This window comes from Pseudomonas fragi (genome assembly GCF_900105835.1).
Lineage (GTDB): Bacteria > Pseudomonadota > Gammaproteobacteria > Pseudomonadales > Pseudomonadaceae > Aquipseudomonas > Aquipseudomonas fragi.
In genome coordinates this window covers 1,331,984-1,357,068 of the sequence record NZ_LT629783.1, presented here as the reverse complement: position 1 = coordinate 1,357,068, position 25,085 = coordinate 1,331,984, and the positions used below count along the sequence as shown (strand labels likewise).

Here is a 25,085-nt window from a genome sequence, read left to right as displayed (position 1 = left end):
TAAGGGCTATTGATTAATCCAGCATCGAAATGGCGGTCGGTGCATCGTTACCCACCAGCGCCAGGTCTTCAAATTCATTTACGGCGTTGATTTCGGTGCCCATCGAGATATTGGTCACGCGTTCCAGAATAATCTCCACGATTACCGGTACGCGGAATTCCTTGATCAGCTCCTGGGCCTTGCGCAGGGCAGGCTGGATATCACCCGGCTCGAACACACGCAATGCCTTGCAACCCAGGCCTTCGGCGACCGCAACATGGTCGACGCCGTAGCCATTGAGTTCAGGTGCATTGAGGTTGTCGAAAGACAGCTGCACGCAGTAGTCCATTTCAAACCCGCGCTGCGCCTGACGGATAAGTCCCAGGTAGGAGTTGTTCACCACGACATGGATATACGGCAGGTTGAACTGTGCGCCCACCGCCAGTTCTTCAATCATGAACTGGAAGTCATAGTCGCCGGACAGCGCCACCACATTGCGGCTCGGGTCGGCCTTGACCACCCCAAGTGCCGCCGGAATGGTCCAGCCCAACGGGCCGGCCTGGCCGCAGTTGATCCAGTGACGCGGCTTGTAAACGTGCAGGAATTGCGCGCCGGCAATCTGCGACAAACCGATGGTGCTGACGTAGCAGGTGTCTTTGCCGAATACTTGGTTCATCTCTTCGTACACGCGTTGCGGCTTGACCGGCACGTTGTCGAAGTGGGTCTTGCGCTGCATCGTGGCCTTGCGCTGCTGGCAGTCCTGCAGCCAGGCGCTGCGGTTTTTCAGCTTGCCGGCGGCTTTCCATTCGCGGGCCACTTCAAGGAACACCTTGAGCGCGGCACCGGCGTCGGAAACGATGCCCAGATCCGGGTTGAACACCCGGCCGATCTGGGTCGGTTCGATATCCACGTGAATAAATTTGCGGCCTTCGGTGTAGACATCCACCGAGCCGGTATGGCGGTTGGCCCAGCGGTTGCCGATGCCCAGGACCACATCGGATTTGAGCAGGGTGGCGTTGCCATAACGGTGCGAGGTTTGCAGGCCGACCATGCCCACCATCAGCGGGTGGTCATCGGCGATGGTGCCCCAGCCCATCAGGGTCGGGATCACCGGAATGCCGGTCAGTTCGGCGAATTCCACCAGCAGGTCGCTGGCGTCGGCATTGATCACGCCGCCACCGCTGACCAGCAGCGGGCGCTCGGCATTGATCACGCCGCCACCGCTGACCAGCAGCGGGCGCTCGGCCTGATCGAGCATGGCCAGGGCTTTTTCGGCCTGCAGCCGGTTGGCCGTAGGTTTGGCCAGTGGCAGCGGTTCGTAGGCTTCGATATCGAATTCGATTTCAGCCATTTGCACATCGAACGGCAGGTCGATCAGCACCGGGCCAGGGCGCCCGGAACGCATTTCGTAAAAGGCTTTCTGGAAGGCGTAAGGCACCTGGCCCGGCTCCATCACCGTGGTTGACCACTTGGTGACGGGCTTGACGATGGTGGTGATATCTACGGCCTGGAAGTCTTCTTTATGCATGCGTGCCCGTGGAGCCTGGCCAGTGATGCACAGAATCGGGATCGAGTCGGCCGAAGCGCTGTACAGGCCCGTCACCATATCGGTGCCTGCCGGGCCCGAAGTGCCGATGCACACGCCGATATTGCCGGCCTTAGTGCGGGTGTAGCCCTCGGCCATGTGCGAGGCGCCTTCGACGTGGCGAGCAAGGACGTGATCGATGCCACCGACCTTTTGCAGGGCCGAGTACAGCGGGTTGATGGCGGCACCCGGGATACCGAACGCGGTATCGACACCTTCGCGACGCATCACCAGAACGGCGGCTTCGATTGCTCTCATTTTGCTCATTGTTTTGTGCCTCTTACGTTTTGTAATTGTATACAAGTGGCTGTTGAGCGAGTGTATTCATCCTCCACCATGCAGGTCAATGGCTTTTATCGAATCAGTGACTGCCGAGTCGGGAGCCTTGTATTTAGGCGGTCGCGTCGATATTTAATTTTTGGACGCCTAAAAATTGTATACAAAGTGCATTTGTATTGTGTTCTATTATTGTTATCCAGTATGCCTTGCGAGGTGTGCAGAAGGCTTTCCATAACAAGATAAGGATGGCAACCATGAGTGCTTTAACCTTGAAAGTCGCTTTAGAACTGACGGCCCGGGCCTTGAGCGTCGGGCGTCAGATCAATGCCGCGCCGTTGACGGTGGCGGTGCTCGACAGCGGCGGGCATTTGCTGGCGTTGCAGCGCGAAGACGGGGCCAGCCTGCTGCGTCCCAGCATCGCGATAGGCAAGGCCTGGGGCGCGATTGCGCTGGGCAAGGGCTCGCGTTTGCTGGCGCTGGACGCGCAACAGCGTCCGGCATTTTTTGCGGCACTTAACGGCATGGGCCAGAGCGACGTGGTACCGGCGCCGGGCGGGGTGTTGATCCGTAATGAGGCGGGGCAGGTGATCGGCGCAGTGGGTATCAGCGGTGATACCTCGGATATCGACGAACAATGTGCGATCAGCGCGATCGAGGTGCTGGGCTTGCGGGCGGATGCGGGGGTGGCGGTCTGATCACAGGCCTTTGCTGTCTGTGGGAGCTGGCTTGCCTGCGATTCAGGCGCTACGGTGTGCCTGTTGAGCCGCGTCGATACCATCGCGAGCAAGCCCGCTCCCACAGGTTTTGTGCAGGCCTTCAGTCAGGCGTACAACCCTTGAGCACCAACCGGATAATGGTCTGCGTAGCCGCTTCGTAGTCGCTGTCGTCCAGTTTGGCCTTGCCGGTAATGGCCGAGATCTGCCAGTCAAAGTCGGCGTAGGTCTGGGTCGCGGCCCAGATGCTGAACATCAGGTGATGGGGGTCAATGGCGGCGATCTGGCCACGGTCGATCCAGGTCTGGATGCAGGCGATATTGTGCTGGGCCTGGCCGTTGAGCTGCTCAACCTGTTTTTCGCTCAGGTGCGGGGCGCCGTGCATGATTTCACTGGCGAACACCTTGGAGGCAAACGGCAGGTCGCGGGAAATCAGGATTTTTGAGCGGATGTAGTTGCTCAGCACTTCGTTGGGTTCGCCATCGGCATTGAACGGCGTCGATGCCCGCAGAATCGGCTCGATAATGCTTTCAAGCACCTCGCGATAGAGGTTTTCCTTGGATTTGAAGTAGTAGTAGACGTTGGGCTTGGGCACGCCGGCCTTGGCCGCGATGTCGCTGGTTTTGCTGGCGGCGAAACCCTTGTCAGCGAATTCCTCACTGGCGGCACGCAAAATCAGTTCTTTGTTACGCTCGCGGATACTGCTCATAAACCCGATATGTCCTTGCCGGCTGGGGCGGTCGGGCATGGTAGCACCGGGCTTGCAAGCGGCTCAAGATTGCAGCTTTGCGGCCGGCACGCGCTATGCTTGTGGCCATTCAATCTTAAAGGACGTTTTCTTATGGCTGGCAGTAGCCTGCTGATGTTGCTTGACGATATCGCCGCTGTGCTCGATGACGTCGCACTGATGACCAAAGTGGCCGCCAAAAAAACCGCCGGTGTGCTGGGTGACGACCTCGCACTCAACGCCCAGCAGGTCTCGGGCGTGCGCGCCGATCGGGAGTTGCCGGTGGTGTGGGCCGTGGCCAAGGGGTCGTTTCGCAACAAGGCGATTTTGGTCCCTGCGGCGCTGGCCATCAGTGCCTTTGCACCGTGGGCGGTCACGCCGCTGCTGATGGTGGGCGGCGCTTATCTGTGTTTCGAGGGGTTCGAGAAGGTCGCCCACAGCCTGACCCACAACAAGGCCGACGCCCAAAGCCAGCGCCAGGCCTTGCAGGAGTCGTTGGCCGGTGCGGACGTGGATGTGGCGGCGTATGAAAAGGACAAGGTCAAGGGCGCCATTCGTACGGACTTTATTCTGTCCGCCGAAATTATTGCCATTACCCTGGGGATCGTTTCTGACTCACCGCTGATGCAGCAGGTGGTGGTGTTGTCGGGTATTGCCATCGTGATGACGGTCGGGGTGTATGGCGTGGTGGGGGGCATCGTCAAACTCGACGATGGCGGCCTGTACCTGAGCAAAAAAAACGGCGACGGGACCTGGCCACGGTTCCAGCGCAGCTTTGGCCGTGGCGTGTTGAATGCCGCCCCGTACATGATGAAAAGCCTGACCGTGATCGGTACAGCGGCCATGTTTATGGTCGGCGGCGGCATCCTCACCCACGGTGTGCCGCCGTTGCATCACTGGGTTGAAGGCGTGGTACAAGGCAGCGCGCAATGGCTGGGCGTGGTCTCAGCCATCGTGCCGACCCTGCTCAACGCCGTTGCCGGCATCATTGCCGGCGCGGTGGTGTTGGCAGTGGTGTCCGTTGCAAGCAAGGTCTGGCACGCCATCAAGGCTTAGGCGCAGGCGGCGCGGGGCAGGGTGCTGTCTTGCAGCAGGCGGTAACCGAGCACGGCGAACAGCAACATGATGCCGCCAGCTGCTAAAGACACGGTAAAGCCGGTTTGGGCGCCGTACGCGTCGACCACCCAGCCGCCGAGCACTGCGCCCAGGGCGACACCCATGCCCAGGCCGGTGATCATCCAGGTCAGGCCCTCGGTCAGTTTGGCCGGCGGGACGATGTTTTCCACCAGGCCCATGGCGGTAATCAGGGTCGGCGCGAAAAACAGCCCGGCAACCAGCATGCCCACCGCCAGGGTGGCAATGCTGTCGGCCCACAGCAGCGGCACCATGGTGATTGACGTGGCCAGTGCGCCGAGCACAAACAGCCTGGGCAGTGGCATGTTCAACTTGAGCATGCCGAACACCAGCCCGGCAGCGCACGACCCCAGGGCGTACATCGACAGTACGATGCTGGCGGCAGCCGGTTGGCCCTGATGCTGGGCAAAAGCCACGCTGACCACATCCACCGTACCGACAATCGTGCCCAGCCCCAGCAGGGCTAACAGCAAGACCACCACCGCGCCCTGGCGCAAAACCGTGCCCTGGTGCTCGCTGCTGCGCGGGTGTACCGGTGGCTCGGTGTTGCGTTGCAGCACAAAGGCGCTGACGCCAATGGCCAGCAAGATGGCTGCCGCCAGTGGTCCGGCCTGGGGGAACAGCGCGACACTCAGGCCCACGGAAATCGGCGGGCCGATAATAAAGCTCACCTCATCGAGTACCGACTCGAACGAAAACGCCGTATGCAGCTTGGGCGAACCGCGGTACAGCTCGGTCCAGCGTGCCCGCACCATGGCCGACATGCTGGGCATGCAGCCTGACAGTGCGGCGAATACAAACAGGGTCCAGTCCGGCGCGCCAAAATGGCTGCACAGCAGCAGGGCCAGCAAACCGCTGACGCCAATGGCGGTGACGCCGGGCAGGATGCGGCTCTGGCCGTAGCGGTCGACCCAGCGGGAAATCTGCGGTGCCAGCAGGGCCGTTGCCAGGGCGAAGGTGGCTGCCACGCCGCCGGCGAGCCAATAGGAGCCTTGCAGTTGTGCCAGCATGGTGATGATACCGATGCCGACCATTGAGATCGGCATCCGTGCGATCAGGCCCGCACCGCTGAAAGCCTTGGTGCCGGGGGCGCTGAAAATCTCGCGATAGGGGTTGGCCATACAAGCTCCGGAACAGTGTTGGGGGTTGCTCTTGTAGCAGCTGCCGCAGGCTGCGTTCGGCGACGCAGTCGTCGTAAAACCAATGAATGCGGGTTTTCAGGAAAACCGCATCCACTGGTTTTACGGTTGCTTCGCAACCGGACGCAGCCTTCGGCAGCTGCTACGGGAATGTGTGAGTGCCGGCAATCACATACGCAGCGTATGTAGAAATATACGCATACACGGCGTATGTCAATTAACATACGTCGCGTATCCAAAAATAAAGGTGACAGGCATGGCGCCCAAAGCGCGGTCGCAAATGATCGAAGAAACCCGTGGCAAGCTGCTTGAAGCTGCCCGTCTGGCTTTCAGTTCAGTGGGTTATGCGCAGACGTCGATGGACGAATTGACCGCCTCGGTGGGGCTGACCCGTGGCGCGCTGTATCACCATTTTGGTGACAAGAAAGGCCTGTTCAAGGCCGTGGCCCAACAGATCGATGCCGAGCTGGATGCGCAGCTGGCGCAGGTGCTTGAGCAGGCAGAGAGCCTGTGGCAAGGCTTTCAGGATCAGTGCCGGCTGTATCTGGAAATGGCCCTGCAAGTTGAAGTGCAGCGCATTCTGCTGCGTGATGCGCCTTCGGTGCTGGGTTCGCAATATGTGCAGAACACCCAGTCGGTGTGCTGCCTGTCGATGGCATCGATGCTGCAAAGCCTGATGGACACCAAGGTGATTCAACGCACCGATCCCGAGGCGCTGGCGCGGCTGATTCAGGGCGGGTTGATGGATGCGTCGTTCTGGATTGCCGAAGCGGACAACCCGCCGCAGCGTCTGGCCGCTGCGCTGGACAGCCTGGACCTGATGCTGCGGGGGTTGCTGCAGGTGCCCCAGGTGCGTTGACGCGCCCGGGAGCGGTGGATCAGAAGTGGTACTTGATCAGCAGGCTGGTGGTGTTCTGATTGGTTTTGAATGCGTCGCTGTCTTCGATACCGTACTTGTTTTTCCAGTAGTCGTATTCCACACCGACGTACAGTTGCTTGGCGCTCCAGCTCAGGGCCTTGCCCAGGTCGTATTTGACCTGCGGGTTGAAGTGCAGGTTGGCATGGTAGGTGCCACGGGAGTTCTCGTCGTTGTCGACCACCCAGTCCATGTAGCCGTCAATCAGCACATCGGAGTTGCCCAGGGGCAGGGTGTAGGACCACACCGGGGTGATCTGCCACACGCCTCGGCCGGCACGGCTGCCTTCCGGGAAGCGCTGGTAGAAGTTCAACTGGAAGTAGTCAAAGCCCGGCACGTTCAGGTCGAAACCCGGGCCGATCAGGTAGGCATCGGTATCGCCTTCGCCAAACTCGTAAGTCATGGCCAGCAGTACGTCCTTGATCGGGCCGAATTCAAACTTCTGGTCGAAGATCTTGCCGAACGACAAACGCGGGGTGAATTCACCGTAATAGGTGTTCGGGCCGACGTTGCCGTCTTTCTTGCCGTTGTAAAAGATACGGTCAAGGAAGAAGAAGTTGTCACCGTACTTCCAGCTGTCAGCATGCTCGAAGGTCATGGTTTGCTGAATTTTCGGATTGACCTGGAAGTCCTTGCCGTACAAGTAAGTCAGGCTGTTGGTTTGCCATTGCAGCAGGTCGCCGGCAACTGCCGGAGCCCCGCCCAGCATGCTCCCCGCAAGCATCAGGCCGGTAAGTGTGCGCTTCATTCGGTTAGCTCCAAAAAAATAAAAATTGTGCAGTAGTGCGAACGTGGCGCTCTGTTGTGGCGCCTTGGTTCATGGTTTTAAAAAGTTGCCTTTATGGTCAGCTTTAGTGCTTTTGCAAGTTCGGGGCCATACCTGTTTTATAGCCATTAATAAACCCTCGACTGCGCGTTGGCAGTTGAGTGCAGATGGCGACAGGCAGGTCGTAAACCTTTGATATAAAGGTAAAAGTTGGCTTTAAAGTCAGCTTTGAAAAACGTCGCGTTTAAGCGGGCGCGCAGGATACGGGCTCTGGCGTTTGCACTCAAGTGCTCTGTTAAAGCCCAGGGCGAGCAATAACAGAGCATGCACAGTAACGAGCTTAGAAGTGGACTTTGATCAGGGCGCTGGCGGTGTTCTGGTTGGTGTCCAGGCGGCTGCTGCTTTCGATGCCGTACTTGTCCTTCCAGTAGCTGTATTCAATCCCGACATACAGCTGTTTTTCACCCAGATTCAGGGCCTTGCCCAGGTCATATTTGATCTGCGGGTTGAAGTGCAGGTTGGAATGGTAGGTGCCGCGTGAGTTCTGATCGTTGTCCACCACCCAGTCCATATAACCGTCGATCAGCACGTTGGAGCGGCCCACGGGGATGGTGTAGGAAAACGACGGGGTGATCTGCCAGACCCCGGTGCCAGGGCGTGGCCCCTCGGTATGGCGGCGATAGAAATTCAGGGTGAAATAGTTGAAGCCCGGCACCGCCAGGTCGAAACCCGGGCCGATCAGGTAGGCCTCGCTGTCGCCTTCGCCGTACTCATAGGTCATGGCCAGCAGCACGTCCTTGATCGGGCCGTATTCGAATTTGCGGTCGAAGATCTTGCCGAACGACAGGCGCGGGCTGAACTCGCCGTAGTAGGTGTGCGGGCCTTTGTTGGGGTCTTCCTTGCCGTTGTAGAAGATGCGGTCGACAAACAGGAAGTTGTCACCGTACTTCCATTTGTCGGCATGTTCGAACGTGACGGTTTGCTGGATCGAAGGGTTGATCGCGAAGTTCTTGCCGTACAGGTAGGTCAGGCTGTTGGTTTGCCATAAAAACAGGTCCCCGGCCATTGTCTGGCTGGCAGCCAAAAGTCCACCTGCGAGCGTGACGCCCCAGTGTTTGCAGTTCATGGGTAACTCCCTTTTTTATTGTTTTTGTAAAGCGAGAGCCCCTCTCCCTAGCCCTCTCCCGGAGGGAAAGGGGATTGGTCGTGCGAGCGCTCAGGAACACCACCGATCAGCCCCCTCTCCCTTTGGGAGAGGGTTGGGGTGAGGGTCATGGGTCAGTGCTGATGCACATGCCCGCTCATGGCTGCGCGTTCGGAGCCGCCCAGCACATTGAACATCAGGTTCAGGCACACCGCGCTGACGGCGGCCATGGCGATACCGCTGTGGGTGATGGGGTCCATCCACAGGGGCAGGTGGGCGAAGAACTCGGGGCGCACCACCGGGATCAGGCCCATGCCGATGCTCACGGCCACCAGCAACTGATTGCGGCGGTCGGCGATGTCGGCTTCCTGGAGGATCTTGATCCCGGTGGCCGCCACCATGCCGAACATGGCAATGGCGGCGCCACCCAATACCGCAGGCGGAATCGAGGCCACCAGGTACGCCGCTTTCGGCAGCAGGCTGAGGGTGATCAGGAAGATACCGGCCATGATCGTCACCGAGCGGCAACGCACGCCGGTCATCTGCACCAGGCCAATGTTCTGGGCGAAGGAGGAATGGGTGAAGGTGTTGAAAAAACCGGCGATAAACGAAGCGCCCGCGTCACACAACAAGCCGCGACGCAGCATGCGTGGGGTGACTTCCTGATCTGTGATCTTGCCCAGCGCCAGGAACATCCCGGTGGACTCGACAAAAATGATCACCACCACCAGGCACATCGAAAGGATCGGTGCCAAATGAAACTCTGGCATGCCGAAGTGCAACGGGGTGACAACCTGGAACCACGGCGTATTGTCCAGGCCGGAGAGGTCGACCATGCCAATGGCGCCTGACAGCACATAGCCCAGGGCCATGCCGATCAACACCGACACATTGACCCAGAAGCCGCGCATAAAACGGTTGATCAACAGGATGGTACCCAGCACCAGAGCCGCGATGGCCAGGTACACCGGTGAGCCGAATTGTGCAGCCGCACTGCCGCCACCGGCCCAGTTGACCGCAACCGGGAACAGCGACAGGCCGATCGACGTGATGACCGTGCCGGTGACCAGAGGCGGGAAGAAGCGCACCACCTTGGACATAAATGGCGCAATGATCATTCCGAAAAAGCCCGCGGCGATGGTCGCGCCGAAGATCCCGGTCAGGCCGATGCCCGGCATCCCGGCCATTGCCACCATGCTGCCAACGGCGGCAAAGCTGGCGCCCATCATGACCGGCATGCGGATGCCCATGGGGCCGATGCCCAGCGATTGCACGATGGTAGCCACACCTGCGACCAGCAGGTCGGCGTTGATCAAGAAGGCGATTTCTTCACGACTCAGGCCGGCGGCCTGTCCGATGATCAGCGGCACGGCCACGGCGCCGCCATACATAAGCAGCACATGCTGCAAACCGACCAGGATCAGTTGCAGCATGGGTAGCCGCGCCAGCGGCGGCGGGGCGGTCACGGCGGGTATGCGCGGTTCGGTTAAATCGGACATGCAACACCTCGGTCATTCTTATTGTTGTGAGCTGGTGGTGTGTACTTGCGGGCGCAACACGGCTGCGCCCGCAACGTCTTTGCGTCAGTTGGTCCGGGCTCCTGCATTGATCCAGGCACCGACCAGGTCACGTTCCTGCTGGGTCATCTGGGTGATGTTGCCCAGCGGCATGATCGGCGTGACAACGGCCTGGGCCTGAATGCGCGGCGCCATCAGCTGGATCTGTTGCGCGGTGTCGAACATCACGCCCGCCGGAGCCGCACTGAACAACGGGCTGCTGGGCGTGGCGGAATGGCAGACCGTGCAGCGCTCCTGGATCACCTTGTGGACCTGCTCGAAATCGACCGTGGCCACGGCTGCTGCGGGGGCTGCGGGTGCGGTTGCCGGGGCGGGCGCATCGGCGGCCTTGACCCCGCCCAGGGCGGTTTCCGGCAGCGGTTGGTACTTGATCACCTTGGCGGTGTCTGGCGCTGTCGACACAGGCTTAGGACCGGTAACGTAGGCCAGACAGATCATGCCCAGTGCCGCGACCGGCAAGGTCCAGGCATATTTGTGGCTGTCGTGGCGGGTGTTGAAGTAGTGACGCACCAACACGGCCAGCACCGCAATCCCGGCCAGGATCAACCAGTTGTACTGGCTGCCGTAGGTGCTCGGGAAGTGGTTGCTGATCATGATGAACAGCACCGGCAAGGTGAAGTAGTTGTTGTGGCGCGAACGCAGCAGGCCTTTGGCCGGCAGTGCCGGGTCAGGGCTGCGGCCTTCCTTGATCGCTGCTACCAGAGCACGTTGTGCCGGCATGATGGTGCGGAATACGTTACCGACCATGATGGTGCCGATGATGGCGCCCACATGCAGGTAGGCACCGCGCCCGCTGAACACTTTGCTCAGGCCGAACGCCGCTGCAACCAGCAGCACAAACAGGACAAAACCGAGCAACGCCGGGCGTTTGCCCAGGGCGGAGTCGCACAGAAAGTCGTAAATGAACCAGCCGGCAATCAGCGAACCGATACCGATGGCCACCGCTTCGGGGCCGCTCATGGTACTGCCCGGAGCAATCAGGTACAGCGCGGGGTTGAAGTAGAACACCAGGCAGAGCAGGGCGATGCCTGACATCCAGGTGAAATAGGCTTCCCATTTAAACCAGTGCAGGTTTTCCGGCATGGTCGGGGGGGCCAGCTTGTACTTTTCGAGGTGGTAGATACCGCCGCCGTGAATCGCCCACAGATCGCCCGCCAGGCCATCCTTGGGGTTGGCCCGGTTGAGGTTGTTTTCCAGCCAGACGAAATAAAACGACGCGCCAATCCAGGCCACACCGGTGATCATATGAATCCAGCGCACGCTCAGATTCAGCCATTCCATTAGATGTGCTTCCACAGTCTTTACCTCTTGCCCGTCACTCTTTTGTGAGTGTTGGACCTTCTCTTATTGGTGGGGGGCGAGGAACAACAACTGATCCTCTTTAAAGAAATGCTCATCGCAGTTATTGCCGCTGCCACTGCGATCAACCACCAGGAAGTCATCCCGCTTTTCGATCGTCAGCACCGGGTGGTGCCAGACGCCGCGATGGTAATTGATGCCCTGCCTGCCATTACTGACAAAGGCGCGGACCAGGTCCGATACAGGTTCATCGCCAACGGGCGCGACCACGATCAGAAAGGGGTTGCCGAGCAGCGGTATAAAAGCCTGGCTGCCCAGCGGATGGCGCTCCAGCATGCGTACGGTAAAGGGCATGTCCTGCGCTTCGGCGCGGAAAATGCTGATGATCGCCTTGTCCTCTGGCGTAGCCGTTTCGACCTCGGCCAGACGGTGAAAGCGCATGGTCGAACCGTTGTTGATCATGAAGTGGTCGCTGCCATCGGTTTCGATCACGTCACCGAACGGGGCGAAGGCTTCTTTGGTCAGCGGTTCAATCATCAATGTGCGCATGGTGGTCTTCTTATTCGGGTTTCTGTGGTGTCAGTTTTGTCGCTATCGCGGGCAAGCCCGCTCCCACAGGGTGATGCACTTCAAATGTGGGAACGGGCTTGCCCGCGATGGGTTCAGCGCTTATTTGGCGACTTTGCCCAATACGCGGATGCGGCTTACACCACCGTCCGGGAACAGGTTGAGGCGAATGTGGGTGATCGGGCCGAGGTTTTTCAGCTGCTCGCTGTAGGTGTGCTCAGCGTGCATTTCCATTTTTTGGCTTGGCAGCAGTTCACGCCAGAACAGCGACTGGGTTTCGATCTGGCTGTCGGTACCGCCTTTCACGTACGCGCCCTGGATCGAGCAGCTGTCCGGGTAGTTGCCCTTGAAGTGCAGGGTGTCGACGATGATTTTTTCGATCTCGCCCGGGTGGCCCAGCGCGACGATGACCCAGTCATTGCCCGGGGTACGACGACGTGCAGTTTCCCAGCCGTCACCCATGTTGATGCCACGGCCCGGGTTGAGGATGTTGCTCATGCGCCCGAAGTGTTCGTCGGAGCAGGCGAGGGCGCGGCCACCATTGAGGGCTGCGGCCAGGTCGACCTGTTCGTTGTCGCCCACGGCCGACCAGTCACGGAACGGCACGCCGTACACACGCAGACGTGCTACGCCACCATCGGGGTAGATGTTGAAGCGCAGGTGGCTGAAGGCCTGGTCGTTGCTTATTTCGTGGTAGTGATGGCTGTTGCCCTGCAGCTCGACGGCCGACAGCACTTCTACCCACTGGGTGTTTTCATTCGGTTCGCCCGAGGCCAGGAAGCAGGCTTCCAGCGAGGCAGACGGCGGGAAGTTGCCGGTGAAGAATGAAGTGTCGATGTCCACACCCTTGATCGAGCCGGGCACGCCGAGGCGGATGACAGCACTGTCATAGCCTTCGAAGCGCTTGCGGCGGGACTCCCAGCCGTCCATCCACTTGCCGTTGTCATCGAAAACGCCCTCCTTCCATACGGCCGGAGTCGGCTGGAACATGCGGTTGGCGTCGGCAAACCAGTCATCGGTTACCGAAACGATTTTGGTGCCCAGGCGGGCATCGGCCAGGTTGACGAACTTCTCGAAAGGTACGGCGTAAGCTTTCATTCTTCTTGTCTGCCTTTAAATGAGTGGCTGGAGATGCGTCATCGGCACATGCCGGTTCGGCTTAGAGCTGGAGTAATCGGAACAGGGCGATTTTGTTGATTTCTGCCAACGCGCATTTGAACTCGACGTCTGCCGGGTTGTGGATGCGGGTTTCGAACGCGGCGAGGATCTGGTGCCGGTCGCTGCCTTTTACCGCCATGATGAAGGGAAACTTGAACTTGGCTTTGTAGGCCTCGTTCAGCTCGGTGAAGCGTTGAAACTCTTCGGCCGTGCATTGGTGAATACCGGCGCCAGCTTGTTCGTTGGTGCTGGCTTCGGTCAGTTGGCCCTGGACGGCTGCTTTGCCGGCCAGGTCCGGGTGAGCGTTGATCAGTGCCAGCTGGCTGGCGTGATCTGCGCTCAACAAAATGTCACTCATGCGCTGGTGCAGGGTTTCGATCTGATCGACGCTGCTGTCCAGGCCCAGGTCGTAGGCCTTTTCGGCAACCCAGGGCGAGTGTTCATAGATATCGGCAAAAGCCGCCACGAAGGCTTCACGGCTCAGTTGTGAAGGCTTGAGGGTCTTGAAGGCGCTCATTTGGCGGTCTCTGCAACAAAAGGGTGGGTGGCGTGCCAGTGGCGGGCGATGTCCACACGGCGGGTGAACCAGACCTGCTCGTGACTCTTGGCGTACTCGATAAAACGCTTGAGGGCGGCGAGACGCGCAGGGCGGCCAATGAGGCGGCAATGCAGGCCGATGGAAAGCATTTTCGGCGACTCTGCGCCTTCGGCGTACAGCACATCGAAAGCATCCTTGAGGTACTGGAAGAATTGCTCGCCGGTGTTGAAGCCCTGCACCTGGGTAAAGCGCATGTCATTGGTGTCCAGGGTGTAGGGGATCACCAGATGCGGTTTGCCGGTGGGGTTGTTGGGCTCCCAGTAGGGCAGGTCGTCGTCGTAGGTATCGCAGTCGTACAAAAAGCCGCCTTCTTCCATCACCAGGCGCCGGGTATTGGGGCCGGTGCGGCCGGTGTACCAGCCCAGCGGGCGTTCGCCGCTGATTTCGGTGAGGATGCGGATGGCTTCGAGCATGTGTTCACGCTCTTGCGCTTCGTCCATGTACTGGTAGTCGATCCAGCGATAGCCGTGGCTGCAGATCTCGTGGCCGGCGGCGACCATGGCGCGGATCACATCCGGGTGGCGCTGGGCGGCCATTGCCACGGCAAACACCGTAAGTGGAATATCGAACTCGCGAAACAGCTTGAGGATGCGCCACACGCCGGCACGGCTGCCGTACTCGTACAGCGACTCCATGCTCATGTTGCGCTCGCCCTGCAGCGGTTGGGCCGACACCATTTCCGACAGGAAGGCTTCCGACTCCTTGTCGCCGTGCAGGATGTTGCGTTCGCCGCCTTCTTCGTAGTTGAGTACAAAAGACAGGGCGATACGGGCGTTGCCCGGCCAATGCGGATGTGGAGGGTTTGGACCGTAACCAATCAGGTCGCGTGGGTAGTCAGCGCTCACTGCAGTCTTCCTTATTGTTCGTGGTAACAGTCGATTGGCCAGACCTGGCGTCACTGCGATGAGCTGATTGTATACAACTTTACATTTTATTTGTAACCCTGAATTTTCCTATTTCTACCACGATTTGTCCTGAAAGAGTACTTGCAAGAAACCTGCCTGATTGGTCAGTTTATGGGCGAAAGGTCTCTAAGGGCTGCGGCTTTGACGACTAATGCCGTGCAGGCCCCGTCGTTTCCGGGGATGCGCAGATTGTCATTTTTAATTGTGTACAATTTTCTTGATAAATGTCTTAATCGTGTCTTCGCCAAGCCTTTTGGTGCTCCAAAAGGGTGCGGCAGCGGTTTTATTCACCGACTCGGGAGGTCGCAGAATCAATGGGACGTTTGACTACGCACGTTTTGGATGCCGCACACGGCTGCCCGGGCAGCTCGATCAAGGTCGAGCTGTATCGGGTTGAAGGTTCGGGGCTGGAGTTGGTCGCTACAGCGCTGACCAATAGCGATGGCCGTTGTGACGCGCCGTTGCTGGAGGGGGATGCCTACCGTAGCGGGGTTTACCAGGTGCAGTTCAGTGCCGGTGATTACTACCGTGCACGCGGTGTGAAATTGCCGGAGCCGGCGTTTCTGGACGTGGTGGTACTGCGTTTCGGGATCAGTGCCGAGCAGGATCACTACCATGTACCGCTACTGATTTCGCCGTACAGCTACTCGACCTATCGCGGTAGCTAACTGTTTTCGATCTGCGCATGTGGTTATTTGCCCGCTCACACTGCGGGCTTTTTTTTGTCTGCCGAATTGTCGTAAAACTGTAGCAGCTGCCGAAGGAACGAGGCTGCGTTCGATTGCGAAGCGATCGTAAACCTGAGGCCGCGATTTAACTGATAGAACGCGGATTCAGATTCTACGACGGCTACGCCGCCGGACGCAGCCTCGTTCCTTCGGCAGCTGCTACGGGGTTGGATGCAACTAGCGGCTAAGCAACGACGCCGTGCCCGCCACGCTGAACAACCCGGCGCTGACGCGGTTGAACCAGCTCTGGCCCTTGCCGCTGCGCAGATAACCCGCCGCTCCGTGGGCCCCCAGGCCGTAGGCCAGCTTGCACAGCAGGTCGAGCACGGTCCAGGTGGCAATCATCACCAGCAATTGGTTGAGAAACGGCAGGTCGGGGTTAAGAAACTGCGGCAAAAAGGCCGCAAAGAACAGAATGTCCTTCGGGTTGCTGGCCCCCAGCACAAACGCGCGCCCAAACAGGGCACCAAAGCGCGGTATGGGTGCAGCGTCCGGCACGTTGGTGACGGTGGCCGGCTGACGCGATTGTTTCCAGCTTTGCCAGGCCAGGTAAAACAGATACAGCGCCCCGACGATCTTCAGCGCACTGAAGAGTTTTTCCGAAGCCAGCAGCAAGGCGCCCAGGCCCAGGGCCGAAGCGCTGAGCAGGCAGATCGAGGCAAACACACCGCCCAAAAAGGCCGGATAAGAGCGGCGCAAACCGTAGTTCAGACTGTTGCTGATCATCAATAACGACAGTGGCCCCGGAATCAGGATTACCACCAATGCCGCGCTGCTGAACAGCAGCCAGGTTTCCAGACTCATCACTTCCTCCCAAACAACAAAGGCCCCGCGTCATTGCGGGGCCGATTGATACCGCCCGGTTTACAGGTAAATAAACTTGGCGATGAAAATAGCGCAGAGCACCCACAGGCTGACGGAAATTTCCCGGTATTTGCCGGTGCCTGCCTTGAGTGCCACATAACTGATAAAGCCCAGGGCTATGCCGTCGGCGACCGAAAAGGTCAGTGGCATCATGATCACGGTCACAATGGCCGGGATGCAGTCAGTGGGTTCGTCCCAGTTGATATGCTGCATGCCACCCATCATCAGCATGGCCACGTAAATCAGTGCGCCTGCAGTGGCGTAAGCGGGGATCATGCCCGCCAGCGGGGCAAAGAACATCGCGGCCACAAACAGCACGCCCACGGTGACGGCGGTGAGCCCGGTTCGCCCGCCTGCTGCAACGCCGGCGGCGCTTTCAACATAGCTGGTCACCGGCGGTACGCCGATCACGGCGCCGAACACGCTGGAGGCGCTGTCGGCCTTGAGTGCCCGGGACAGGTTTTCGATTTTGCCGTCGGCTTTCACCAGCCCGGCCCGCTGGGCCACACCCATCAGGGTGCCGGCGGTGTCAAACATATGGACAAACAAAAAGGCCAGCACCACGCTGATCATGCTGATATTGAACACACCCTTGAGGTCCATGGCCATCCATGTCGGTGCCAGGCTCGGCGGTGCCGACAGGATGCCGTTGTAGTGCACCAGGTCCAGGCCCCAGCCGACCAGGGTGACGGCGATAATGCTGATCAGGATGGCGCCGAACACGCGGTGATAGCTCAGTATCGCAATCATCAAAAAGCACACCGCTGCCAGCAGCGGCGCGGGGTCGCGCAACGAACCGAGCTTGATCAGGGTAGCCGGGCTGTCGACGATAATGCCCGAGGTTTTCAGGCCGATGATCCCCAGAAACAACCCCACCCCTGCGCCCATCGCATAACGCAGGCTGACGGGGATGCTGTTGAGCAGCCATTCACGCACCCGCGACAGGGTCAGAATCAAAAACAGCACACCGGAGACAAATACCGCACCCAGTGCCGTTTCCCAGCTGTAGCCCATGGTTCCGACAACGGTGTAGGTAAAAAACGCATTCAGTCCCATACCCGGCGCCAGGCCTACGGGCCAGTTGGCATAAAGCCCCATCAGCAGGCTGCCCAGCGCGGCGGCGATGCAAGTGGCGACGAAGGCCGCACCATGATCGATACCGGCATCGGCCATGATGTTGGGGTTAACGAAGATGATGTAGGCCATGGTGATAAAGGTGGTCAGCCCGGCGATCAGTTCGGTTTTCACCGTGGTGCCATGCAACGACAGTTTGAACAGGCGCTCCAGCCAGCCACGGGAGGAGGGCGGTGCAAGTTCAACGACGGGTATTTCTGACTTTTGGCTGTCCACGGTAATTCCTCAGGCTTTTATTGTTTTTAAGGGCACTGGTTGAGGCGAGAGACGGGTTTTCTGACTTTGAGGTCAGGAATGCAAGTGAAGTGAATTATGCTTTTGTATACAAAAAAAGCAAATAATGTTTTTTAGATTGTGTTCGGAAAGTGATGGGCGGGCGCCAGTTTTCTGTGGGAGCGGGCTTGCCCGCGATGGGGTCGCTGCAGTGCAACTGGGGAACTGCGGCGCCTGCATCGCGGGCAAGCCCGCTCCCACAACCCGCCAACGGCCTCAGCAATCCTGCTCTAAAGCTGGCGGCTCTGGCCCAGGGCGTGGTTGATCGCCAGCCAGCCGTTGACAGCCTCATCACCTGCCTGGGCGAACACCCTTTGCAGCAGTTTGACTTGCTCGCGGCGCAGGTTTTTCTCGAAGGTGACGCCGTCGGCGGTCAGCTCCAGCAAGCGTTTGCGCTTGTCAGTCTCGGGCGCAACGCTGCGCACCAGGTCCATTTCAATCAACTGGCGCAAGGGCGTGTTGAGGGCCTGCTTGCTCACGCCGAGCAAGGTCAGCAGTTCCTTGACGCTGACACCGGGGTAGTGAGCGATAAAAAAAACAATACGCTGATGCACCCGACTCAGCCCACGACGTGCCAGCATTTCATCCGCCTTGGCGGTAAATGCTTGATAGCCAAAGAAGAAGGCTTCCATGGCAGCGCGCTGAGTGGTCGGATTTTTAAGGTCAAGCATATTGACGTATCTAGGGTTCGCGGCGTAGTTTCGGTCAACCAGTTTGACTTATTTCCAATTACTTCCGCTACCGGTGATCTGTATGGCCTTCTCCGAACGTGTTTCCCGCCTGAAAAGCTCTTTGATTCGTGAAATTCTGGCTGCGGCCCAACGTCCGGAAGTCATGTCTTTCGCTGGCGGGCTACCGGCCGAAGCCATGCTGCCCAAGGTCGACTGGACCGATATGCCTGCATCGATGGGCCAGTACGGCATGAGCGAAGGCGAGCCGGCACTGCGTGAAGTGCTGGCTGCAGAAGCCCGTGCGCTGGGGGTTGATTGCGATGCGAGCCAGGTGATGGTACTCAGCGGTTCGCAGCAGGCGCTGGACCTGGCGGCCAAGCTGTATATCGACAAGGGCACCGAAATCATGCTCGAAGCGCCAACCTACCTGGCGGCGCTGCAAATCTTTCAATTGTTCGGCGCTGAGTGCCTGTCGTTCCCGCTGCAAGCCGATGGCCCGGACCTGGCTGCGTTGCGTGTACAGCTGGAAAAACACAGCCCGGCCTTCATCTACTTGATCCCGACATTCCAGAACCCGTCTGCCGTGCGTTACAGCGAAACCAAGCGCGACGCCGTAGCGGCCCTGCTCGACGAGTTCGGCGTGACCCTGATCGAAGACGAACCTTACCGCGAGCTGAATTTCGACGGTGGCAGCGCCACGCCGATTGTCAGCCGTCTGAAAAAAGCCAGCTGGATCTACACCGGCACCGTATCCAAAACCCTGTTGCCGGGCCTGCGCGTTGGCTTCCTGATTGCCAGCCCCGACCTGTTCCCGCACCTGCTGCGCCTAAAGCAATCGGCCGACCTGCACACCAACCGTGTTGGCCAGTGGCAAGCCTTGCAGTGGATCGGCACTGAAAAAATGAGCAATCACCTGGCTGAGCTGCGTGATTTCTACCGCGTGCGCCGCGATGGTTTCCAGCTGGCGCTGGAAGAACACTTTTCGGATCTGGCTGACTGGCATGTACCGCAGGGCGGGCTGTTCTTCTGGCTGACCCTCAAACAACCGTTCGATACCCGCACTCTACTCAAGCCTGCGCTGGAACAGAACGTGGCCTTTATGCCGGGCGAACCGTTCTTCGCCAACCCGGACCAGAACGTGGGCAGCCTGCGTCTGAACTTCAGCCACATCGACCCGGCGCGCCTGCATGAGGGCCTCAAGCGTCTGGCCAATGTGATTCGTCAGGCCCAGGCTGCCCAGGCGGCCTAAGGGAGGCGCGATGCTCAAGGTTTATGGCGATTACAATTCGGGCAACTGCTACAAGATCAAGCTGATGCTGCATTTGCTGGGGCTTGAGTACCAGTGGTTCGCGGTGGACATCCTCAAGGGTGAGACCGAAACCCCGGAGTTTCTGGCGAAAAACCCCAACGGCAAAGTGCCGGTGCTGGAGCTGGAAGACGGTACCTGCCTGTGGGAGTCCAACGCGATTCTCAACTACCTGGCCGACGGCAGCGAGTTTTTGCCGGTCGAACCGCGCTTGCGCACCCAGGTGCTGCAGTGGCAGTTTTTCGAGCAGTACAGCCATGAGCCTTACATTGCGGTGGCGCGCTTTATCCAGTTCTACCTGGGGCTGCCCCAGGAGCGTCTTGAGGAGTACCGCAAGCTGCAAAAACGCGGGTACAAGGCGCTGGACGTGATGGAGCAGCAGCTCAATCGCACACCGTATCTGGTGGGTGAGCAGTACTCGATTGCCGATGTGACGCTGTACGCCTATACCCATGTGGCCCATCAGGGCGGCTTTGATCTGGGTGGCTATCCAGGCATTCAGGCGTGGCTGGCGCGGGTGGCCAGCGATCCGCGGCATGTGGGCATGCTGGATTGAGCGACAGGTCGTAAAAGCCCCTCACCCCAACCCTCTCCCAAAGGGAGAGGGAGCAGATTTGCAGTGTTCTTGAGTTCGTGCGTGGTCAGTTCCCTCTCCCTCCGGGAGAGGGCCAGGGTGAGGGGCTTTTGGCTTAAATGCCCGCAAACCGCTGGTTCAGGTAATCAATGATCACCTTGGACTCATACATCCAGGTGGTCTTGCCATCTTCTTCAATCCGCAGGCACGGCACCTTGATCTTGCCGCCTTGCTCCAGCAGGGTCTGGCGGTCCTGCTCGTTGTTCTTCGCGTCACGCAGGGCAACCGGCACATTCAGGCGGCGCAGGGTGCGGCGGGTTTTTACACAGAACGGGCAGGCATGGAACTGATACAGGGTCAGGCCCTTGGCAGCCTGGTCGACCTGAGCCTGAGCGGCGGCAGGGCGCTGCTTTTTGCTTGGACGGGTCACGAAATCGCCAGCGATGATGAGCTGACCCAGGCCTACGCGAAGCGCTTTGATAAACACAGTAAAAGCCTCATGGGCAAATAAGAAGGGTGGCAGCTTACCTGAAATTGCGCAGGCGAAAAAAAACCGGCGATAAACGCCGGTCTTTTTGGTGCAGCAGTTACTTGATCAGGCTGAGAAACTCGCTGCGCGTGGCGGCGTTTTCGCGGAACTCACCCAGCATCACCGAGGTGATCATCGACGAGTTCTGCTTCTCGACACCGCGCATCATCATGCACATGTGCTTGGCCTCGATCACCACGGCAACGCCCAGGGCGCCGGTGACTTGCATCACTGCGTCGGCGATCTGGCGGCTCAGGTTTTCCTGGATCTGCAGGCGACGGGCGTACATATCGACAATGCGCGCCACTTTCGACAGGCCCAGCACCTTGCCGCTCGGAATATAGGCAACATGGGCCTTGCCGATAAACGGCAGCAGGTGATGTTCGCACAACGAATACAACTCGATGTCCTTGACCAGCACCATTTCGCTGTTGTCAGAGCTGAACAAGGCACCGTTGGTGACTTCTTCCAGGGTTTGCTCATAGCCGCGGCAGAGGTACTGCATGGCTTTGGCGGCACGCTTTGGCGTATCCAGCAGGCCTTCACGGGAAACGTCTTCGCCGAGTTGACCGAGGATCGCGGTGTAGTTTTGTTCCAGGGACATTAATCTACCTGTGGGATTTTTCGCAAAGAGTAAGGGTACGGGGGCTGGCACGACGCTGCAAGCGTGATGACACGCTGTTACTCGTCGCGCCCCTCCATCATGGTGCGTTTGAGCATCACATACACCGCGCCTGCGCCGCCATGTTTGGCCTGGCAGGAGCAGAAGCCCAGTACCTGGGAGTGCTGGCGCAGCCAGGTGTTGACGTGGCTCTTGATCATCGGGCGCTTGCCGTCCAGGCGCACGGCCTTGCCGTGGGTGACGCGCACGCAGCGCACTTCAAGGCGCACAGCTTCGCCAAGGAACTCCCAAAGGGTCTCGCGGGCCTTTTCGACGGTCATGCCGTGCAGGTCCAGGCTGCCTTCAAAGGCGATCTGGCCCAGCTTGAGCTTGCGCATCTGGCTTTCCTGCACGCCGTCACGGGCCCAGCTGAGTTGATCTTCAGGGCCTACATCAATCACAAACTGGTCTGACAGGCCGTCGATGATGGTCGTATTGCTGCGCACAATGGCGTTCTGGCGCAATTTGGCCAGCTGCGCACGGTCAGCTTTGGGTTTGCCGGTGTCGGCGCGATCATGCTTGATCGGTTTGACACCGCGGATCTCGTTTTTGAACAGGGAAAAGTCGTCGTCTTGCATGTCAGCCTCCGCGAAGGGCGGCCAGTTTACCCAAGTCGACGACAATCGGGCGGCGGATATGCGTCAGTCGTGCTTTTTCATCAGGTGGGGAGCCATGTTCAGGCCAAACGGCTTGCGCATCAGGCGTCGGCGTCGGCGCCACATCCACACCCCCAGCCAGCTCACCAGCAGGCCGAACACCAGCACCAGCGCAGCCCCTGCGGGGCTGGCATTAAGCTCGCCCAGGGCTCCCGGGCGGCCAATCAGGCTGGCGGCGCCGGCCAGCAGCAACAGCACGCCACACAGGATCAACAGTGCGGCAAATATCAGGACCAGGCGTGAGCCCCAGTCGCGGTGGGCCTTGGGGCGCAAGCGCCGAGCATCAAAACCATCGGAGATCTTCATTCCGATCTTTCCTTAAAGGGTATCGGCCCTTCGACCGGCACTTGGGCAGGTTGTTCCTGCTTGCCGTGAAATTGGCAATTGCTTGCGGGTAGCAGGGGCAAGGAGGGGCGGTTGCACAGGTCGCCCGCCCTGGCCCGGGGCCGATCAAATCAGGTTTTGGGTCAGCGTCAGGGTGGCAAAGTTGTCGTTCATGATGGCCATTTCGGCTTTTTGCACTTGCTCGGCGCTGATGATGCCATCTGCAGTCGGCAGGTCGCGAGTGGCGCAGGCGTCTGACACCAGGGTGCAGCGCAAGCCGTAGTCCTTGGCCGCACGCACGGTGGTGCTGACGCTGGAGTGGCTCATGAAGCCGCAGACGATGACATCCAGCGAACCCAGGTTTTCCAGGGCCTTTTGCAGGCCGGTGTCGTTGAAGGCGTTGGGCATGCGCTTTTCGATGATCAGCTCATCACCCTGTGGCTCAAGGCCCTTGATGAATGCGCCACGCTCGCCCTGGGGGTCGAACATGCCGTCCACGGTGCCCAGGTGACGGATATGGATAACCGGGCGCCTGGCCTTGCGCGCAGCTTCAAGCAGACGGGCGATGTTGGCGGTGGCCGCGTCCATGCCGGACAGGGCCAGTGGCCCGCTCAGGTACTCATTTTGTGCATCGATGATCAGCAGGCTGGCATTGCTCAGATTGGCTGCGGCATAACCACGACCTGTGAGTTGAAACATCGTCTTTAAAGCGGGCATTCGGGGGCTCCTTTGAATGGGGCTTTTGAGACATTCTCCACTGGCGGAACGCTTATGTGAATCGCCTCGCGTGCAAGCGTTGTGGTTGTTGGCCTGCAGCGATGTCAAGAACTTGTTCTGTCACCATAAAATGTACAGATTGGTACGATTCTGACATTTTTTTGCGCACAGTCTTACTTTTAAAAACACGCTGCTGTGTAACCACGGCCACAACTTTGGCGCGTCGGGGTTTGGCTGTTAGAATCGCCGATCGATTTTGAGGAGTAAGACCATTGATCACTTCCCGCCTGCGCACTCTGCGCGACCATATTCGCTGGGCCGTCAGCCACTTTCATGGGGAAGAGCTGTTCTTTGGTCATGGTACCGACAATGCCTGGGACGAAGCGCGTCAATTGGTGTTGGGTGCGCTGAACTTGCCGTGGGAAATCGCTGACAGTTATCTCGATTGTCGTCTTGAAGACGATGAACTGGTCAACCTGCAACATTTGCTCAAGCGCCGTATCGAAGAGCGCGTGCCGACGGCCTACCTGCTAGGTGAAGCCTGGTTCTGCGGCATGTCGTTTATCGTCGATGAGCGCGTGCTGATCCCGCGCTCGCCGATTGGCGAGTTGATCGAAAAGCGTTTCGAACCGTGGCTGGCTGCCGAGCCTGCGCGCATTCTTGACCTGTGTACCGGTTCGGGCTGTATCGGCATCGCCTGTGCCTATGAGTTCCAGAACGCTGAAGTGGTACTGGCTGACCTGTCCTTCGAGGCCCTTGAAGTGGCCAACCAGAACATCGAGCGCCACGGTGTTGATGAGCGCGTGTACACCGTGCAGGGCGACGGCTTTGATGGCTTGCCGGGGCAGCGCTTCGACCTGATCGTGTCCAACCCGCCGTATGTCGATGCTGAAGACTTTGCCGATATGCCTGCCGAGTACCAGCATGAGCCGGAACTGGGCCTGGCCTGTGGTGACGACGGTCTGAACCTGGTACGCCGGATGCTGGCCGAAGCGGCGGATCATCTGACTGAAAAGGGCTTGCTGATTGTGGAAGTGGGCAACAGCCAGGTGCATGTCGAGTCGCTCTACCCGGAAGTCGATTTTGCCTGGCTGGAGTTCGAACGCGGTGGTCACGGCGTGTTCATGCTGACCGCCGAGCAGTGCCGCGAGCATCAGGCGCTGTTTGCGTCGCGGGTTTGATTTACAAGGGCTTGATGCGGGAACATCTCTTGTGGGAGCGGGCTTGCCCGCGATTGGAGTGCTGCGGTTTCACTGACAAACCGTGGTGATGGCATCGCGGGCAAGCCCGGCTCCCACAGTCGTGCGCAGCCCATAGCCATTTCTGCGACTAGCGGTGGGTCGCAATCCAGATCAACAACCCTGCCTGGAATACCGCAAAGGCCACCAGGCAGGTGATGGTAAAGCGCAAGCCCATTTCTTCGCGCTGATACCTGCCGAGCTTTTCTTCTTTTTCCCGCAGTTTTACCTCTTGTTCCTGCAGGTTCTGTTCGGCCTGCTGGAGCATTTGCGCAGTCTCAAGCACGTCGAGGAACTGAAGTTTTTCGCCATTCCAGCTGTCCAGCAATTCGCCCACTTGCATGGCTTCGATCCGTGCCTTGAGAAACAGGGCGTCGGCATACACCACATCAAACCCCTGCACCCGCAAAAAATGATCGCGACGCAGGCGGCTGTCTTCATTCAGGGCATCCCGGCTGGGCAGGTCGATGCCGTCCACGCGGTAGTGCGGCCATTTTTTTTGCGCCCACAATGCCGCCTGCGCCAGCAGAAAACGGCCGATCCCGCGGTTCACCGGCTCAGTCTGCAAGCCACGCTCAGGGCTGAAACGCACATGGTGGGTGGTGTGGTCGACCCATACATCGAGCTGGTTTTGCTCGCTGCGCACGCGTTGGCCGGGCAGGGTGATGGCCATGCGCAGCAAGCTGAGGTCCTTGCTGTGGCGTTCGGCAAATGCGAACTGCACAAAGCGCAAGGGCCGCGCCCCGGTGCTGCGGTCAGTGGGCAGTGGGGCGAGGCGCAGCATCCGGCAATGCTCAGGGTGCACGTCTGCCCAAGGCAGCGGCGGGGCCTCGGGCACTGCCGGTGCCTCGGGCCCGGCGGGTTGTGATGGGGTGTCGCTCATAACGGCTCGATCCTGTGCTGATGTCAGCAATGCAAGGCGGC

At 59.3% G+C, this 25,085-nt stretch carries 27 protein-coding genes; 7 read left to right on the top strand and 20 right to left on the bottom strand.

The window, feature by feature from the left end; all coding sequences use genetic code 11:
• Window positions 1–13: 13 nt before the first annotated feature.
• A complete protein-coding gene (gene gcl / locus BLU25_RS06160) occupies window positions 14–1,831 on the bottom strand; it encodes a glyoxylate carboligase (protein ID WP_016781511.1) in 1,818 nt (605 codons plus the stop codon).
• 266 nt (window positions 1,832–2,097) lie between these two features.
• Here gcl and BLU25_RS06155 point away from each other — a divergent pair, with 266 nt between their 5' ends.
• Window positions 2,098–2,538: a GlcG/HbpS family heme-binding protein gene (locus tag BLU25_RS06155; protein WP_016781510.1), complete on the top strand. Its 441-nt coding sequence runs from the start codon at window positions 2,098–2,100 to the stop codon at window positions 2,536–2,538.
• A gap of 121 nt (window positions 2,539–2,659) precedes the next feature.
• Here BLU25_RS06155 and BLU25_RS06150 read toward each other — a convergent pair whose 3' ends face one another.
• On the bottom strand, window positions 2,660–3,265 hold the full coding sequence (locus tag BLU25_RS06150; protein ID WP_016781509.1) for a TetR/AcrR family transcriptional regulator: 606 nt from the start codon (window positions 3,263–3,265) through the stop codon (window positions 2,660–2,662).
• 132 nt (window positions 3,266–3,397) lie between these two features.
• On the opposite strand from BLU25_RS06150, the gene BLU25_RS06145 reads away from it, so the two are divergent.
• A complete protein-coding gene (locus BLU25_RS06145) occupies window positions 3,398–4,339 on the top strand; it encodes a DUF808 domain-containing protein (RefSeq protein WP_016781508.1) in 942 nt (313 codons plus the stop codon).
• Here the strand turns inward: BLU25_RS06145 and BLU25_RS06140 are convergent.
• Complete coding sequence (locus tag BLU25_RS06140) at window positions 4,336–5,538, bottom strand: MFS transporter (RefSeq protein WP_016781507.1); 1,203 nt, start codon at window positions 5,536–5,538, stop codon at window positions 4,336–4,338. The genes BLU25_RS06145 and BLU25_RS06140 overlap by 4 nt on opposite strands.
• A 274-nt stretch (window positions 5,539–5,812) precedes the next feature.
• On the opposite strand from BLU25_RS06140, the gene BLU25_RS06135 reads away from it, so the two are divergent.
• A complete protein-coding gene (locus tag BLU25_RS06135) occupies window positions 5,813–6,415 on the top strand; it encodes a TetR/AcrR family transcriptional regulator (RefSeq protein ID WP_016781506.1) in 603 nt (200 codons plus the stop codon).
• 19 nt (window positions 6,416–6,434) lie between these two features.
• On the opposite strand, the gene BLU25_RS06130 is transcribed toward BLU25_RS06135, so the two are convergent.
• The 8 genes from BLU25_RS06130 to puuE form a co-directional block, all read right to left on the bottom strand.
• Window positions 6,435–7,220 carry an outer membrane protein OmpK gene (locus tag BLU25_RS06130; protein ID WP_016781505.1) on the bottom strand — a complete coding sequence of 262 codons (786 nt, stop codon included), beginning with the start codon at window positions 7,218–7,220 and terminating at the stop codon, window positions 6,435–6,437.
• 358 nt (window positions 7,221–7,578) lie between these two features.
• A complete protein-coding gene (locus BLU25_RS06125; RefSeq protein ID WP_016781504.1) occupies window positions 7,579–8,364 on the bottom strand; it encodes an outer membrane protein OmpK in 786 nt (261 codons plus the stop codon).
• Between the two features lie 152 nt (window positions 8,365–8,516).
• On the bottom strand, window positions 8,517–9,881 hold the full coding sequence (locus tag BLU25_RS06120; protein WP_029611490.1) for a nucleobase:cation symporter-2 family protein: 1,365 nt from the start codon (window positions 9,879–9,881) through the stop codon (window positions 8,517–8,519).
• 84 nt (window positions 9,882–9,965) lie between these two features.
• A complete protein-coding gene (locus tag BLU25_RS06115; RefSeq protein WP_029611489.1) occupies window positions 9,966–11,255 on the bottom strand; it encodes a urate hydroxylase PuuD in 1,290 nt (429 codons plus the stop codon).
• Window positions 11,256–11,303: 48 nt separating this feature from the next.
• The gene (locus tag BLU25_RS06110) at window positions 11,304–11,807 is read right to left on the bottom strand and encodes an ureidoglycolate lyase (RefSeq protein ID WP_016781501.1); all 504 of its coding nucleotides are present in this window, start codon (window positions 11,805–11,807) and stop codon (window positions 11,304–11,306) included.
• 120 nt (window positions 11,808–11,927) lie between these two features.
• The gene (alc, locus tag BLU25_RS06105; RefSeq protein ID WP_016781500.1) at window positions 11,928–12,923 is read right to left on the bottom strand and encodes an allantoicase; all 996 of its coding nucleotides are present in this window, start codon (window positions 12,921–12,923) and stop codon (window positions 11,928–11,930) included.
• Between the two features lie 61 nt (window positions 12,924–12,984).
• Window positions 12,985–13,500, bottom strand: coding sequence for a 2-oxo-4-hydroxy-4-carboxy-5-ureidoimidazoline decarboxylase (gene uraD / locus BLU25_RS06100; RefSeq protein ID WP_016781499.1), 516 nt, complete (start codon window positions 13,498–13,500; stop codon window positions 12,985–12,987).
• Window positions 13,497–14,426, bottom strand: a complete 930-nt coding sequence (gene puuE / locus BLU25_RS06095; protein WP_016781498.1) for an allantoinase PuuE — start codon at window positions 14,424–14,426, stop codon at window positions 13,497–13,499. The genes uraD and puuE overlap by 4 nt, the downstream gene beginning before the upstream one ends.
• A gap of 374 nt (window positions 14,427–14,800) precedes the next feature.
• Here puuE and uraH point away from each other — a divergent pair, with 374 nt between their 5' ends.
• The gene (gene uraH / locus BLU25_RS06090; RefSeq protein WP_016781497.1) at window positions 14,801–15,154 is read left to right on the top strand and encodes a hydroxyisourate hydrolase; all 354 of its coding nucleotides are present in this window, start codon (window positions 14,801–14,803) and stop codon (window positions 15,152–15,154) included.
• 237 nt (window positions 15,155–15,391) lie between these two features.
• Here uraH and BLU25_RS06085 read toward each other — a convergent pair whose 3' ends face one another.
• From BLU25_RS06085 to BLU25_RS06075, 3 genes are all read right to left on the bottom strand, one after another.
• Window positions 15,392–16,018, bottom strand: coding sequence for a LysE family translocator (locus tag BLU25_RS06085; RefSeq protein ID WP_016781496.1), 627 nt, complete (start codon window positions 16,016–16,018; stop codon window positions 15,392–15,394).
• A gap of 60 nt (window positions 16,019–16,078) precedes the next feature.
• Window positions 16,079–17,428 (bottom strand): NCS2 family permease, encoded by a 1,350-nt coding sequence (locus tag BLU25_RS06080; protein ID WP_016781495.1) that lies wholly within the window; start codon window positions 17,426–17,428, stop codon window positions 16,079–16,081.
• Window positions 17,429–17,715: 287 nt separating this feature from the next.
• Window positions 17,716–18,156, bottom strand: a complete 441-nt coding sequence (locus tag BLU25_RS06075) for a MarR family winged helix-turn-helix transcriptional regulator (RefSeq protein ID WP_016781494.1) — start codon at window positions 18,154–18,156, stop codon at window positions 17,716–17,718.
• Window positions 18,157–18,238: 82 nt separating this feature from the next.
• Between BLU25_RS06075 and BLU25_RS06070 the strand changes: the two genes are divergently transcribed.
• On the top strand, window positions 18,239–19,405 hold the full coding sequence (locus BLU25_RS06070) for an aminotransferase-like domain-containing protein (RefSeq protein WP_016781493.1): 1,167 nt from the start codon (window positions 18,239–18,241) through the stop codon (window positions 19,403–19,405).
• Window positions 19,406–19,415: 10 nt separating this feature from the next.
• Window positions 19,416–20,018, top strand: a complete 603-nt coding sequence (locus BLU25_RS06065) for a glutathione S-transferase family protein (protein ID WP_016781492.1) — start codon at window positions 19,416–19,418, stop codon at window positions 20,016–20,018.
• A 133-nt stretch (window positions 20,019–20,151) separates the two neighbouring features.
• On the opposite strand, the gene BLU25_RS06060 is transcribed toward BLU25_RS06065, so the two are convergent.
• From BLU25_RS06060 to BLU25_RS06040, 5 genes are all read right to left on the bottom strand, one after another.
• Window positions 20,152–20,523: a glutathione S-transferase N-terminal domain-containing protein gene (locus tag BLU25_RS06060; RefSeq protein WP_016781491.1), complete on the bottom strand. Its 372-nt coding sequence runs from the start codon at window positions 20,521–20,523 to the stop codon at window positions 20,152–20,154.
• Between the two features lie 100 nt (window positions 20,524–20,623).
• Window positions 20,624–21,169 (bottom strand): GTP cyclohydrolase I FolE, encoded by a 546-nt coding sequence (gene folE, locus BLU25_RS06055; protein WP_003442011.1) that lies wholly within the window; start codon window positions 21,167–21,169, stop codon window positions 20,624–20,626.
• Window positions 21,170–21,246: 77 nt separating this feature from the next.
• The gene (locus BLU25_RS06050; protein WP_016781490.1) at window positions 21,247–21,804 is read right to left on the bottom strand and encodes a Smr/MutS family protein; all 558 of its coding nucleotides are present in this window, start codon (window positions 21,802–21,804) and stop codon (window positions 21,247–21,249) included.
• A 63-nt stretch (window positions 21,805–21,867) separates the two neighbouring features.
• Complete coding sequence (locus BLU25_RS06045; protein ID WP_016781489.1) at window positions 21,868–22,188, bottom strand: hypothetical protein; 321 nt, start codon at window positions 22,186–22,188, stop codon at window positions 21,868–21,870.
• A gap of 144 nt (window positions 22,189–22,332) precedes the next feature.
• Window positions 22,333–22,923: a cysteine hydrolase family protein gene (locus BLU25_RS06040; RefSeq protein WP_029611488.1), complete on the bottom strand. Its 591-nt coding sequence runs from the start codon at window positions 22,921–22,923 to the stop codon at window positions 22,333–22,335.
• 272 nt (window positions 22,924–23,195) lie between these two features.
• Between BLU25_RS06040 and prmB the strand changes: the two genes are divergently transcribed.
• Window positions 23,196–24,104, top strand: a complete 909-nt coding sequence (prmB, locus tag BLU25_RS06035) for a 50S ribosomal protein L3 N(5)-glutamine methyltransferase (RefSeq protein ID WP_016781487.1) — start codon at window positions 23,196–23,198, stop codon at window positions 24,102–24,104.
• Window positions 24,105–24,252: 148 nt separating this feature from the next.
• Here prmB and BLU25_RS06030 read toward each other — a convergent pair whose 3' ends face one another.
• The gene (locus BLU25_RS06030; protein WP_016781486.1) at window positions 24,253–25,044 is read right to left on the bottom strand and encodes a hypothetical protein; all 792 of its coding nucleotides are present in this window, start codon (window positions 25,042–25,044) and stop codon (window positions 24,253–24,255) included.
• Window positions 25,045–25,085: the final 41 nt, after the last annotated feature.